Source organism: Paraclostridium benzoelyticum, assembly GCF_001006285.1.
In the GTDB taxonomy this organism is placed as follows: domain Bacteria; phylum Bacillota; class Clostridia; order Peptostreptococcales; family Peptostreptococcaceae; genus Paraclostridium; species Paraclostridium benzoelyticum.
The window spans coordinates 47,102-59,806 of sequence record NZ_LBBT01000360.1 but is presented as its reverse complement, the minus strand read 5'-3'; the positions used below and the strand labels follow the sequence as shown (position 1 = coordinate 59,806).

Here is a 12,705-nt window from a genome sequence, read left to right as displayed (position 1 = left end):
TGTTATGAAAACCTTTTTATAATATAATATAAATACAATATGAAAATATTTTTCATCGATAATGTATTTTTAAAAATAATTTCTAAAACAAGGAGGATATTATGTTCAAACAGCTTCAAAAAATCGGAAAATCATTTATGCTTCCAATCGCAATATTGCCTGCAGCCGGCTTATTGTTAGGAATTGGAGGTGCTCTATCTAATCCTAATACTGTGCAAGCATATCCATTTTTAGACATTGATTGGTTACAGGGGATATTTAAAATAATGTCATCTGCTGGAGATGTTATATTCAGTAATTTAGCTCTTATAATGTGTATAGGCCTTTCAGTTGGACTTGCAAAAAAAGATAAAGGTACTGCTGCTTTAGCAGGTGCTGTTGCTTTTCTTGTAATGAACGCTTCTATTAAAGGAATGATTGGAGCATTTAATCCATCTGTAGAATCTATTGATACAGGAGTTGTTGGTTCTATAGTAATAGGTTCATTAGTTGCATATTTGCATAATAGATATCATAATATTCAACTTCCAGCAGTTTTAGGCTTCTTTGGTGGCTCAAGATTCGTACCTATAATTTCTTCATTTGCTGCTATTGGAATAGGTGCATTATTCTTTTTAATTTGGCCAACTTTCCAAGGTTGGTTAGTTAGTATTGGAAATGGAATAGCTACATTAGGCCCAATAGGAACATTCCTTTATGGATTCTTATTAAGATTGACTGGTGCAGTTGGATTGCACCATATGATTTATCCATTATTCTGGTATACAGAACTAGGCGGAGTTGCTCAAGTTGCAGGAACAACTGTAACGGGTGCACAAAATATCTTCTTTGCACAATTAGCTGATCCAAATCATGTTGGATTATTCACAGAAGGTACAAGATTTTTTGCTGGACGTTTTGCAACAATGATGTTTGGTTTACCTGCTGCATGCTTAGCTATGTATCATTGTGTTCCTAAAGAAAAAAGAAAAACAGTTGCTGGATTATTTTTAGGGGCAGCAATCACTTCTTTTATAACTGGTATAACAGAACCAATTGAGTTTATGTTCCTATTTGTAGCACCTTGGCTATATGTAGTACATGCAATTTTTGATGGGTTATCATTTTTCTTGGCAGATATACTAAATATATCTATAGGTAATACATTCTCTGGAGGTTTAATAGATTTCTCTCTATTTGGAGTATTGCAAGGGAATGAAAAAACTAATTGGATTTATGTAATATTTATAGGTATTTTATGGGCTATTTTATACTATGTAACGTTCAGATTTTTAATCACTAAATTCAATGTTCCTACTCCTGGTAGAGAGCCTGACAGCGAAGAAGTTAAAGTTATCACTAAAGATTCTATGAATGAACTGGCTGCTGAAATACTAGCCGCATTAGGTGGTAAAGAAAACTTAGATGATGTTGATGCATGCATAACTAGATTGAGAGTTGCAGTAAAAGATGTAAGTAAAGTAGATAAAAATAAAATAAAAGCCTTAGGTGCTACTGCTGTTCTTGAAGTTAAAGGTGGCGTACAAGCTATCTTTGGAGCAAAGGCAGACCCCCTAAAACAAAAAATTAATGAAATTATAGACAAAGAATAATATTTAAGGAGATAACAAGATGAATAAGGGATTAATAGTATCATGCCAAGCATTGCCAGATGAACCTCTATATAGCTCATTTATAATGGGTAAAATGGCTTTAGCCGCAAAAGAAGGTGGTGCTGTAGGAATACGAGCTAATACCATAACTGATATTAAAGCAATAAAAGCCGAAGTTGATTTACCTATAATAGGAATTATAAAACAAGATTATGATAATATGATTCCATATATTACGCCTACTATGAAGGAAATTGATGCTTTGGTTGAAGAAAATATACATGTAATAGCTTTAGATGCTACAATAAACCAAAGTGAAAATTTTCTTAAGGAAGTTTTAAATAAATACCCTAATCAAAAATTTATGGCTGATATATCAACTATAGAAGAAGGGTTGAGAGCTGAAAGTTTAGGATTTCAATTTGTAGGAACCACATTAGTTGGATATACAGAACAATCTAAAAATATGAATAATTTTGAAGTACTCTCTACATTAATTGAGAAATGTAAAATTCCAATTATAGCAGAAGGCAACTTTGATACTCCTGAAAAAGCTAGAAAAGCGTTAGAAATGGGAGCTTATTCTGTAGTAGTTGGAAGTGCTATCACAAGACCTCAACTTATAACTAAGAGATTTGCTGAAGAAGTTAATAAAGCATTATAAAAATACTTATATAAAGAGATAGAAATCTATTAGATTTCTATCTCTTTTTTTAAAATAGTGATATTATATATGTATATTACTGTTTTTGGAGGGTTTTAATTGAATATTATATGCGAGATACAACAAAATTATAATAACTTTTCTGATAAGGAAAAAGATATTGCTGACTATATTTTAAATCAGTCTGATATGATAAAAAATATAAATATTACTGAATTAGCAAAGCTAATAGGGACTTCTGGATCTACGATTACTAGATTTTCTAAAAAAATTGGTTGCGATAGCTTTGTTGATATGAAAATGAAGATTAATTCCAGCACTTCTGATAATGAAGCTGCAGATAGTGATAATATATTTTCGAATGTATATCTACACTATAATGAAGTAATAGAAAGAACAAATTCACTTATAGATAAGTCTTCTATATTCAATATAGTTGAAGAAATTAAAAATGCTAATAAAATATATCTGTACGGAGTTGGTAGCTCTGGTTTAACTGCTACTGAGATGATGCAACGATTAATTAGGATGGGTTTTAACATACACTGTATATCTGACTCTCATATGATGATTATCAACAGTTCAATAGCGTGTCCTGGGGACCTTGTTTTAGGTCTATCTATATCAGGAGAAACAAAAGAAGTTGTAAATGCTTTAAAGGTCTCCAAAAAAAATGGAGCAAAAACAGCTTGTATTACTAGCTTTGATAAAAGCTCTATAACTGAGTTTTCTGATATAATTTTAAAAGTGTATAACACACGTTTTACAGGTATGCATAAATTTATTAATTCCCAGTTTTCTACAATGTATCTTTTAGACTTAATTTCTACAGTATTACTAGAAGATCAAAAACTAGAAGAAAAAATGCAAATAACAATTGATGCAATAATAAATTCATAAGAGTTAGGTATTTATATAATAAAAAGGTGTAGTCTTTATTTTAAACTACACCTTTTTATTATATTTTTCCTATTTAAGATTATTTATTTTTTCTTCTATTGATGTAAGTCTTTCATTTACTAGCCTTCTATCAGATATAACCTTTTTTATTAATTTATAAATTACTATAGGAATTGCTATAATTAAAATTGTATTAAATATTTGAAAAAATAATTCATATGTAAAACCCATAATATATTACTCCTTTTCTAATTTTAAATAAACCCCAATTATTTAAATAATTACCCTATGAATTATATCATATTCGTATTCTCTATTCCAAAAAAATTCTCCAAGCTCATATCCTACTTCTGCTCTAAAATGATTTTTATTCCAGCAATGGAATCAGTACGTTCCTATAATTCTATTTATTTCTCTAAGTTCTATTCCTCCTAATAGACTTTTATTCTGAAAATGCTTTATGAAATTTCAAAATAAGATCTTCTGCTTCAGATAAATTCTCCATTGGGTATTTTCCGTAATATTTGGTAACTCTTTCTGAAGATAGTATTTCAAATAAATCATTAATATCTTTAGTTTCTAACTTTCTAAGTATAAGTCTTTCAGTTTCTATTATTGGAAATTTGCAACTAATTTCATTCACCTATATTCCCCCTCTAAATCTTTATTTTATAATTTACTATATTTATGTTAAAGAAATTTTAAACTTTAATACAAAGTAACTTATAAAAGCAACTACTCCAAGCATAACTGAGGTTTGGATTAATGTTTTTGATTCAAAGTAGAAAAAGTGTTCTGAGAAAATATCTGGATTTATTATATTTCCGCTCTTATCTAAAAAGTCTTTTCCTTTATATCCTAGATACTGTGTGTACATGGTTTCCTTACTTTCATCTAATTCTTTATCATATACAGTTTTTGCCTCCACTTTGGGGGAACTTGAAATAGTATTTCTATCTACCATATCTGCTACATGAAGTCTAAAGTATTTAATTTTACTGTACTTATCTTCATTAAGCAAACTTTCAAGCTCTGACTTATACTCATCTACTTTTGTCATATCATATTTTTCTGCTAATTTTCTTATTTCTTCATCAAATGACTTCCCTAAATCATTTCTGTTTTTCTGTAAACTTTCATTATAACACCACATAAATACAGAAGTTAAAAATGCAATTATACTTATAAAACATAATACCTTTCTAACTCCTTTTATTATAGATTTATGTGTATCTAGAGATACAGAAAGATCTTTTATTACACTATGTAGTTCCTGTTGCATTTCGGTACCATCATCAAATCTTTCAATTGCTTTTCTACAAGCTTCTTCTTCATTTAACCCCTGTAACTTAAGATCATTCACTGATTCAATAAGATGATCTCTCATTTCTTGCTTTAGATCTAAAGTGCTTTTATTTATACCATTTTTATATAGCTTATCTAAATATTCATCTATTAATCTCATAAATTACTCTTCCTCTCCCAAAAACTGATTCATAACCTTTTTAATAAATTGCCACTTTGTTTTTTTACTTTCAGAAACTCATAACCTTCATTTGTTAAATTATAATATTTTCTTTTTCCTCCTGAACTTTGCTCATTCCCCCAATAAGATTCAACTAGTTTTTTAGACTCCATTCTTTTAAGTGCGAGGTACATAGTTCCTTCTTTTAGCTCAAATTCACTTTTTTATCTTACTTGTTTTGCAATTTCATATCCATAACAGTTTTTTTAGAAAGCTTCGGAAATTAACGATTTAACAAAAAAATTAATATTACACATGCAAAGCAATTAATCTTAATATATTTCGTACTAAAAAGCATTATTAAAAATAGCTATTATTAGCTCTCTTTAATAATGCTTTATTTTTTCGTCACACTTTTTTACATCTCGTTTTTTATTTTTATACTAACTCAAATTCCTCAAATACAACTAACATATACTCTATAAATTCCATATTTAATGGTATGGTTTAAACAAATATAACATAAAGGTATAAAAATCAGTTTGTCCTCTTAGCCTTTAAATTGAGTTAATTTACATTGTGTAATTTAAAATTACCTATTAACCATTTCTTTTTCAAATATTATTTGATAACAATATGGACAATACATACCATTATTATCAGCTGGTGGAACAACTATTTGTTTTAATCTCCATCCATTTTTTGCTTCTTCGTTAATGATGTTTTTACACCCTTCAAAATGGCCACCTTTTTTCACTTTAAAGCCTTGCTTTAATGGTACTTCTATAAATTTATATTCAAACATCTTTTATTCCCCCTTCTCATTTTTTATATTTTCTAATATTTTTATTGCATAAATTAAGTGTTGGGTTGGAGTAAAACCAAATTTCTTTTTAAATGCTTTTGAGAAACCACTATGAGTATCATATTGATACTCATAGTGGTTTCTCAACTATTTTGCTAGTCTCAAATATCTCCTTTGAGACTAGCAACAACCTTCTTTCTTGAACATATTACATAATAGACATATTCATTTCAGATTTAAAAACTCTTGAACTCCACAACACTGCCCTACTCATTTCAATCAGCCTACTCCCCACCGCTTCGTCAATATCCAAAAGCTCTTCAACTTCTCTTTCACAACTCACTATAACTAGCAAATTATTAAAATATCTAATTTAACGATTTTAGATTAAAAACAACTAAAAACAAATCAACAATTTGGTTTTGTCAAAATTTAGAATACTTTTCAATAATGATTGAAATAAATCTACTAGATTGCTATAATCAATCTTGAAAGCGTTTTCTCAATAATTGAAAATTTAGATCTTGAAAGGTCTGCGTTATTAAATTAAAAATTATATGAGAGGTATTAAAATGGAAACATTAAAAACAAGATATATTGATTTGCCTACTATGGCAAAATATTTGAAAAAAGTTGGTCCAGAAACTGTTATGAAGCGTCTTGTTCCATATCTAGAAAGCGATTATAAACGTTGGAACGAGTTTCAAAAAATGCCAAGAACTGCACACCATAGTGACATCGGAGTACTTGAATTAATGCCTATAGGAGATTCAGAAACTTATTCATTTAAATACGTAAATGGACATCCTGAAAATCCTAAACACAATTATTTAACAGTAATGGGTATCGGCCTTTTAGCAGAAGTATCAACTGGATTCCCTCTATTTTTAAGTGAATTGACATTAACAACAGCTATTCGTACAGCTGCTACTTCAGTAATGGCTGCAAAGTACTTAGCTAAACCCAATCCAAAGAAAATGGCACTAATTGGAAATGGATGCCAAAGTGAATTTCAAGCCCTTGCTTTTCATCACATATTAGGTATAGAAGAGATTTATTGTTATGATGTGGACCCAGAAGCTACTAGTAAATTGATGGACAATCTAAAAGATGTAAATAATCTTAAGTTAATAAAATGTAATAGCACAAAAGAAGCATGCAAAGGTGTTGACATTATAACAACTGTTACTGCCGACAAAAGAAATGCTATAATTATTACCCCAGATATGGTTGAACCAGGTATGCATATAAATGGGGTTGGTGGAGATTGCCCTGGGAAAACTGAGCTGGATTCAGAAGTTCTTAATATGGGTGATGTCTATGTTGAATTTGAACCTCAAAGTCGTATAGAAGGAGAAATTCAGCATATGGATGAGAACTTTAAAGTGACTGAAATTTGGAATGTAATTAAAACTGGAAAACCTATAGATAGAAAACCTAATGAAATTACTATTTTTGACTCAGTAGGTTTTGCTTTAGAAGATTTTTCAATTTTACGATTAATGTATGACATTGATAAAGAAGAAAATATAGGAGTGCCTCAAATTCTTGTACCAAAATTGGAAAATCCTAAAAATTTATATAGTCTATTAGGCAATAAAGCTATTAACGTATAAAATTTGAAGTAAAAACATTCTGCTGAAAAGTGGAATGTTTTTTACTGTAACTTATTAATATCTATGCTTCGTACCTTTTCTTTAGATAATTTACTTGATTTAAGTTCATTTATGTCGGTATTATTATCGTTTAAATATTTGTTTTTTATTTTAGAATATTTTTTTATATGTTAATATATTAAAAAGAAATTTATTGTATAAAACAATTCTCTTCTTCTTAATCATACTTTAAATAATATATAACTTATTTTAAGTTTAATACATATGATTTGCCATTTTTAGTTTTACCAGATTGTTTAAAGCCAAAACTCTCAAATAGTTTTTGAGAGCATATATTATAATCATATATTTCTTGAACATTTATACATTCAAGTTCCAACTCTCTCGCTCTTAAAATCAATGATCTTAAAACACCTTTTCCAATCCCCTTATTATGATATAGTTTATCGCCTATAACAATTGGTAAATTATCTTTACACAAAGCCACATCCCCAATAGGCTTATATTTATTTTCTTCTAAAACTTCTATAAAATATAATTCTCCTCTACAATTTAAATACTCATACATCCTTTTAAGCTTTTCTTTTGTATATACACTAGCCGCTGGCCCATCAACTAGCTTTACTAGTTCTAAATCTTGATACCATTGAAGTGCAAAATTATAATCATCATCAAATCTTCTTAATCTTAATTTACTGTCTATGTAAATTATTTGAGGTTGGTTTATTTTATCAATAGGCATTTAATCCTCCTTAAATTTGTTTTGTAGTTTCTATATAAATATCATTTAAATACTATTCATAAAAGTATCTTATATTTATAATTTTCTTTTAATACTTCTTAACTCCTGCTACACTTTAAGTAGTAGTTTGAAAATTCGTTTAATTTCAAAGAGGTGTATATGAATAGAAGTTTATTAAAAAATAAGTATTTTAGTTTATTAATGGCTGCAAACTTTATATCTACAGTAGGTACAATAGTACAATTTATAATGGCATTCTATTCACCTACAAGTGAGGGAGTAATAAGAATAATAGTAAAAGACAAGAATCTATCTGATGCATACGCTGTAAATTCTTTTATTGACTCAATAGAGTATATGATAGCTCCAATGCTAGGTGCTATTGTTTATAGCTTATTTGGATTGAAAATTATATTTTTACTAAATGGCTTAAGCTTTATTTTAGCTGCTATTTTACAGTTTAAAATACATATACCTCTAAAAAAAGAAACTATAGATAAGTTAAGTTTTAAAAAATTCAATTCTGATTTCATTCAAGGAATAACATATATTTTTAATAATAAAAATTTGTGGTATTTAGCTGTTACTATTATGCTTTTTAATTTCTTTTCCGCTCCTTTGTTCTCTGTAGGAACGGGATACATAGCTAAACTACAATTTAAAGTAAGTAATGAACAGTTTTCACTAATAGAAACTATAGGCGTCATAGCATCATTTATGGGTCCAGTTTTATATGCATTTACTAAAAATAAAATATCACTTCAAAAACTATTTCAATTATCAATACTTATATCTGCAATACTTATATTATTAATCTCATTAATAAGTACTAATTTTTTAAATAACTTATTTGGTTCATATGTACTGTACTTAATATTGTTTTTTATAATAAGTTTAGTTGAAGGACCTCTTAATATCGCAATTATGACATTAATTCAAAACTCTATAGATATTGAATATATAGGAAGATCTAACGGTATTATCACTACAATGTTTATTGGATTAGTTCCATTAGGACAGTTGTTCTATGGAATGTTATTTGATTATATGTATATAGCTATTCCATATGTTATTTCAGCTATTGCATATATTGCTTTAATAATGTTTTATATACGAAAATGTATGTTATTGCGTAAGCATAATATTGAATAAATAAAACAATTTCACCTAATGATATTAATATATATTTTTATTACTATTTTGCTAAGCTTTAAATAAAAAGAGTATTTTAAAGGGGGTTAATTAATTGAAAAATATAGTTATAACTGATAATTGTAATCCTAAGTTTGCATATAACTTAAGTAAAAAATATAATCTAGGTATTGAGGTTCAATCATTTCATGATCCTTATATATTAGAAACAAATCCTAATTTAAAAACTACATATAAAGAATTATTTAAAAACTTTAATTATAGTAAATCAATCCATGCTCCATTTTGGGAATTAAATTTAGGCAGCAAAATGAGAGAAATTACTGAAGTAACTATTAAAATGTTTGATTTTACATATACTATCGCAAAAGAACTAGGATGTACAGATATAATCGTTCATAATGGTTATATACCCAATACTTCATGGGAATCAGCTTGGATAGAAAGGGCATCTGAAAAATGGATTTTATTTTTAGAAAGTAGGAATGATATTAATTTTTATATAGAAAACCAATTTGAACTAAACAGTTCTATCATATGTAAATTAGTTGATAAAGTAAATTTAAGTAACTTCAAGGTATGTTTAGATATTGGTCATGTTAATGCCCATTCAGAAGAATCACTAATTAATTGGATAGAAAATCTAGGAAATAGAATCGGATACGTTCACTTGCATAATAATAATGGAAAAATAGATGAGCATAATGGATTAGATAAAGGCAGTATTGAAATATCTAGCGTATTAGAAAATTTAGAAAATCACTCACCAAATGCTATCTGGTGCCTTGAAACTTGTGAGTCAGATATAGAAAGCTCTTACTTAATTTTAGAAAAGTTTATAAGACTTTAAAATAAATGACCTTAAAATCTAAAAAAAATTTTAAGGTCATTTTTATATTTATACTTTTACCTATAAAATGTTTTTAAGCTTTTCAATATATTCCTCTCTTACAAACTCTAACTTTTCTAATAATTTTATACTAGGTTCATTGAGTGGATCAACGATGTGACTAATTATAATTTTATTGCTTTAGTTGCAATAAATGTGTCAATATGATTATCTAATAATCCATCCCCTAATTTATCTTCATAAAAACCACTAATTACAAAACCAACATCTATTTGACCACCTATTTGACTTTGTAAAGAATGCCCAAATTCTAATGTATCTTTTGTTTCTATTCTTTCTTCTAACTGGTCCTTTGGAAGCTGTTCTATATCAGAGTATGGTATGCTGTTTCTTACAATAAGTTTATTATTTTTTTCCCATTCGTATAAATCAAATATATATGAAATAGGATTTGCAAATCCTGATATTAATACTCCCCCTGGCTTTAAAACTCTATAACACTCAGCCCATACCTTTTCGACATTATCAACAAAACAGTTAGAAACTGCATGAAATATAAAGTCAAAAGTTTCATTATCAAATCTTGATAAATCCCTCATATCCCCTTGTTCAATGTTTATATTTAAATCATCTCTATTCGCTACCATTTTATCTTTTGATAATTGTTCTTTGCTGTTATCGAAAACAGTTACATTAGCTCCAAGCGCTGAAAATATAGGTCCTTGCTGCCCTCCTCCAGATGCCAGGCATAATAGATCTTTTCCTGATACATCTCCAATCCAATTTTTAGGAACAGGCTTTGTTGGTGTTAATAATATTGTGTACTCTCCTTTTTTAGCCCTTTCAATATCGCTGGAACTTACGGGTATTGTCCATTTGTTTCCTATTTTAACTTCATTATCCCAAGCAAGTTCATTGTGTTTTCTTATATCCATATGTACCCCCTACTATTTGTTAATACAATTATATTCTCTAAATCATTAAATATATAAAAATAATTAGAATCAAAATTCCTACAAACATTTGAAACTTCTTATTGTTCTTATAATTCATCAATGTCATAACACTTAACAACGTTATAAATAATAAGTCTATGAGCATTATAGGTATTTCAATAATCCCAAATAATTTTAAAATTACTAATAACATTGAAACTAATGAAATTATTGATGCTAAGTTAGATAAAAATTCTCTTTTCATATGAATACCCATTTAATATAATTGACTTAAACGCTCTTTCTACCTATATATAAACAATGTTTACTATATCCTATTAAGTTGGTATTCTCACAAGTATCTAAGTGATATGTATATGTTTTATTCATTTAAATTAACACTTAAACTTGAAAGTTGTCTATTGTAGCCAATACACCATGCTAACTCCATAGCAAGTGTAGCAATTCTATCCTTTTGTAACGGATTGGACTCATTTGATAGACTTCTTGCATCCCATTCTTCACAATCTAAATTATCTGCTGCGTAGAAAAAATGAAATATATCTTTTTCTCTAAATTGAGCAAGAGCTGCAAGCGCTGAACATTCCATGTCTACACAAATACATCCTTGTGATTTTCTCAATTTAACCTTATCATGTGTCTCTCTATATATGCCATCTGTTGTCCACACTTTTCCTATATGGTATTTTAAATTATAATGATTTAGTATATTTTCAAATACATCTACATATTTTAGATTTACATCTATTTCATTTGAATGTGGTGCATAATGAAAACTAGTACCCTCATCTCTCATAGCTTTATTAGGTATGATTATGGAACAGTCATCTATAGATGAATCCAGTACACCGCAAGTACCGAAAACAATTAATTTTTCAGCACCCATTGCAAAAATATCTTCTATTACTGCAACACAGCCTGGAGCACCAACATAAGATGTAAATAAAGCAACTTCAAGACCCTTGTAATTTGCTTTGTAAATAGGAATTTCCATATTTGCTATATAAGTTGAAGTAATTTTAACAGCATTGAGTTCATTTACCAATCTATCAAATGTAAATTTTGAAAAACATGATACTGCAATTTTAGGAAATCCATCAATTGGTTTAATAATATCAAAAGCATTGATTATAGCAGATTTATTTTTATCGAACTCTTTAAGTATCATATATTCCTCCTGAATTCTTATTTGTATAATATCAAACTTTTAAGTAATACTACTCTATTCTACCTTTTTACCTATATACTCTATTGTATGATGATAATGATTGCCTATTTCTTCATCTATATCTAGTTCCATACCTGAACTTACAGATAATGCCTCTAACCCTTTAAAAAGTTCTAAAACTTCATCTGAATTATCATAATAATATCTATAGCAATCATAGTCATCAAAGTATAAAGTATTTTTCTCTCCACAAGATTTATCTAAGTTTTTAATATAATAATCATCTAATGTTGAAAATGCAGTAAAATATACAATTCCATTAGGCTTTAATCCTTTTTTTATATTATTAATAATTAAATCAATCTCACTTTTTTTAAAGAAATTTAGTACCCATGAAACTATTATTAGGGAATATGAACTTTCACTTATATCAAAGTTTCTAATATCCATTACCTTTGCTTTTGTATTTAAGTTTAATTGACTAGACTTTTGTATATACTTATTTATATTTTGATGAGAAATATCAATCGCTTCAACATCAAAACCTATCTCTGAAAAAAAGAGTGAATTTCTACCGCACCCTGTTCCTAAGTCTAAAACCTTGCCTTTCTCAATTAATCCTAAATATTCTATAAGTTTATGTTCAGGCTCATCTCCATATAATTCTTTTATTGATTTATACAGCTCTATCCAATTTCCCATAAAATCCTCCTATTTTAAAAGTCTAATATCTCTTTTCAATTTGTATTACTATAAAATATTAAACTAAATAAATATATATCCTTTCGAGTATAT

At 28.0% G+C, this 12,705-nt stretch carries 16 protein-coding genes; 6 read left to right on the top strand and 10 right to left on the bottom strand.

Annotation, left to right across the window (positions count from 1 at the left end):
- Positions 1 to 101 precede the first annotated feature (101 nt).
- The 3 genes from VN21_RS17565 to VN21_RS17555 all read left to right on the top strand — a co-directional run bounded on the left by VN21_RS17565 (position 102) and on the right by VN21_RS17555 (position 3,156).
- The gene (locus VN21_RS17565; RefSeq protein ID WP_046824412.1) at positions 102 to 1,592 is read left to right on the top strand and encodes a PTS transporter subunit EIIC; all 1,491 of its coding nucleotides are present in this window, start codon (positions 102 to 104) and stop codon (positions 1,590 to 1,592) included.
- Between the two features lie 19 nt (positions 1,593 to 1,611).
- Complete coding sequence (locus tag VN21_RS17560; RefSeq protein WP_046824411.1) at positions 1,612 to 2,256, top strand: N-acetylmannosamine-6-phosphate 2-epimerase; 645 nt, start codon at positions 1,612 to 1,614, stop codon at positions 2,254 to 2,256.
- A 99-nt stretch (positions 2,257 to 2,355) separates the two neighbouring features.
- Positions 2,356 to 3,156: a MurR/RpiR family transcriptional regulator gene (locus VN21_RS17555; protein WP_046824410.1), complete on the top strand. Its 801-nt coding sequence runs from the start codon at positions 2,356 to 2,358 to the stop codon at positions 3,154 to 3,156.
- 69 nt (positions 3,157 to 3,225) lie between these two features.
- On the opposite strand, the gene VN21_RS18815 is transcribed toward VN21_RS17555, so the two are convergent.
- From VN21_RS18815 to VN21_RS17535, 5 genes are all read right to left on the bottom strand, one after another.
- Positions 3,226 to 3,387, bottom strand: coding sequence for a hypothetical protein (locus VN21_RS18815; protein ID WP_161794426.1), 162 nt, complete (start codon positions 3,385 to 3,387; stop codon positions 3,226 to 3,228).
- A 211-nt stretch (positions 3,388 to 3,598) separates the two neighbouring features.
- The gene (locus VN21_RS17550) at positions 3,599 to 3,799 is read right to left on the bottom strand and encodes a GNAT family N-acetyltransferase (protein ID WP_052952143.1); all 201 of its coding nucleotides are present in this window, start codon (positions 3,797 to 3,799) and stop codon (positions 3,599 to 3,601) included.
- A 42-nt stretch (positions 3,800 to 3,841) separates the two neighbouring features.
- Positions 3,842 to 4,621 carry a permease prefix domain 1-containing protein gene (locus VN21_RS17545; protein WP_046824409.1) on the bottom strand — a complete coding sequence of 260 codons (780 nt, stop codon included), beginning with the start codon at positions 4,619 to 4,621 and terminating at the stop codon, positions 3,842 to 3,844.
- A gap of 29 nt (positions 4,622 to 4,650) precedes the next feature.
- Entirely contained in the window at positions 4,651 to 4,794 is a 144-nt protein-coding gene (locus VN21_RS19170) for a PadR family transcriptional regulator (RefSeq protein WP_263331453.1), read from the bottom strand.
- 419 nt (positions 4,795 to 5,213) lie between these two features.
- Positions 5,214 to 5,426 (bottom strand): DUF4177 domain-containing protein, encoded by a 213-nt coding sequence (locus tag VN21_RS17535; protein ID WP_046824408.1) that lies wholly within the window; start codon positions 5,424 to 5,426, stop codon positions 5,214 to 5,216.
- 572 nt (positions 5,427 to 5,998) lie between these two features.
- On the opposite strand from VN21_RS17535, the gene VN21_RS17530 reads away from it, so the two are divergent.
- Complete coding sequence (locus tag VN21_RS17530; protein ID WP_046824407.1) at positions 5,999 to 7,042, top strand: ornithine cyclodeaminase; 1,044 nt, start codon at positions 5,999 to 6,001, stop codon at positions 7,040 to 7,042.
- 244 nt (positions 7,043 to 7,286) lie between these two features.
- Here the strand turns inward: VN21_RS17530 and VN21_RS17525 are convergent, their stop codons facing one another.
- On the bottom strand, positions 7,287 to 7,784 hold the full coding sequence (locus VN21_RS17525) for a GNAT family N-acetyltransferase (protein WP_046824406.1): 498 nt from the start codon (positions 7,782 to 7,784) through the stop codon (positions 7,287 to 7,289).
- 159 nt (positions 7,785 to 7,943) lie between these two features.
- Here VN21_RS17525 and VN21_RS17520 point away from each other — a divergent pair, with 159 nt between their 5' ends.
- Both VN21_RS17520 and VN21_RS17515 read left to right on the top strand, forming a co-directional pair.
- Complete coding sequence (locus tag VN21_RS17520; protein ID WP_046824405.1) at positions 7,944 to 8,936, top strand: MFS transporter; 993 nt, start codon at positions 7,944 to 7,946, stop codon at positions 8,934 to 8,936.
- A 94-nt stretch (positions 8,937 to 9,030) separates the two neighbouring features.
- Entirely contained in the window at positions 9,031 to 9,786 is a 756-nt protein-coding gene (locus tag VN21_RS17515) for a sugar phosphate isomerase/epimerase family protein (RefSeq protein WP_046824404.1), read from the top strand.
- A 164-nt stretch (positions 9,787 to 9,950) separates the two neighbouring features.
- Here the strand turns inward: VN21_RS17515 and VN21_RS17510 are convergent, their stop codons facing one another.
- From VN21_RS17510 to VN21_RS17500, 4 genes are all read right to left on the bottom strand, one after another.
- Entirely contained in the window at positions 9,951 to 10,721 is a 771-nt protein-coding gene (locus VN21_RS17510) for a class I SAM-dependent methyltransferase (protein WP_046824403.1), read from the bottom strand.
- A gap of 37 nt (positions 10,722 to 10,758) precedes the next feature.
- Complete coding sequence (locus tag VN21_RS18495; protein ID WP_152650846.1) at positions 10,759 to 10,986, bottom strand: hypothetical protein; 228 nt, start codon at positions 10,984 to 10,986, stop codon at positions 10,759 to 10,761.
- Between the two features lie 117 nt (positions 10,987 to 11,103).
- Positions 11,104 to 11,910 carry a nucleoside phosphorylase gene (locus tag VN21_RS17505; protein ID WP_046824402.1) on the bottom strand — a complete coding sequence of 269 codons (807 nt, stop codon included), beginning with the start codon at positions 11,908 to 11,910 and terminating at the stop codon, positions 11,104 to 11,106.
- Positions 11,911 to 11,964: 54 nt separating this feature from the next.
- Positions 11,965 to 12,612: a class I SAM-dependent methyltransferase gene (locus VN21_RS17500; protein WP_046824401.1), complete on the bottom strand. Its 648-nt coding sequence runs from the start codon at positions 12,610 to 12,612 to the stop codon at positions 11,965 to 11,967.
- Positions 12,613 to 12,705 lie beyond the last annotated feature (93 nt).

Excerpts from the sequence above, each read along its gene's own strand:
- VN21_RS17500 (WP_046824401.1), bottom strand. The coding sequence starts at position 12,612 with ATGGGAAATTGGATAGAGCTGTATAAATCAATAAAAGAATTATATGGA.
- VN21_RS17505 (WP_046824402.1), bottom strand. The coding sequence starts at position 11,910 with ATGATACTTAAAGAGTTCGATAAAAATAAATCTGCTATAATCAATGCT.
- VN21_RS19170 (WP_263331453.1), bottom strand. The coding sequence starts at position 4,794 with ATGGAGTCTAAAAAACTAGTTGAATCTTATTGGGGGAATGAGCAAAGT.
- VN21_RS17525 (WP_046824406.1), bottom strand. The coding sequence starts at position 7,784 with ATGCCTATTGATAAAATAAACCAACCTCAAATAATTTACATAGACAGT.
- VN21_RS17530 (WP_046824407.1), top strand. The coding sequence starts at position 5,999 with ATGGAAACATTAAAAACAAGATATATTGATTTGCCTACTATGGCAAAA.
- VN21_RS17545 (WP_046824409.1), bottom strand. The coding sequence starts at position 4,621 with ATGAGATTAATAGATGAATATTTAGATAAGCTATATAAAAATGGTATA.
- VN21_RS17520 (WP_046824405.1), top strand. The coding sequence starts at position 7,944 with ATGAATAGAAGTTTATTAAAAAATAAGTATTTTAGTTTATTAATGGCT.
- VN21_RS18815 (WP_161794426.1), bottom strand. The coding sequence starts at position 3,387 with ATGGGTTTTACATATGAATTATTTTTTCAAATATTTAATACAATTTTA.
- VN21_RS17560 (WP_046824411.1), top strand. The coding sequence starts at position 1,612 with ATGAATAAGGGATTAATAGTATCATGCCAAGCATTGCCAGATGAACCT.
- VN21_RS17565 (WP_046824412.1), top strand. The coding sequence starts at position 102 with ATGTTCAAACAGCTTCAAAAAATCGGAAAATCATTTATGCTTCCAATC.
- VN21_RS17510 (WP_046824403.1), bottom strand. The coding sequence starts at position 10,721 with ATGGATATAAGAAAACACAATGAACTTGCTTGGGATAATGAAGTTAAA.
- VN21_RS18495 (WP_152650846.1), bottom strand. The coding sequence starts at position 10,986 with ATGAAAAGAGAATTTTTATCTAACTTAGCATCAATAATTTCATTAGTT.
- VN21_RS17535 (WP_046824408.1), bottom strand. The coding sequence starts at position 5,426 with ATGTTTGAATATAAATTTATAGAAGTACCATTAAAGCAAGGCTTTAAA.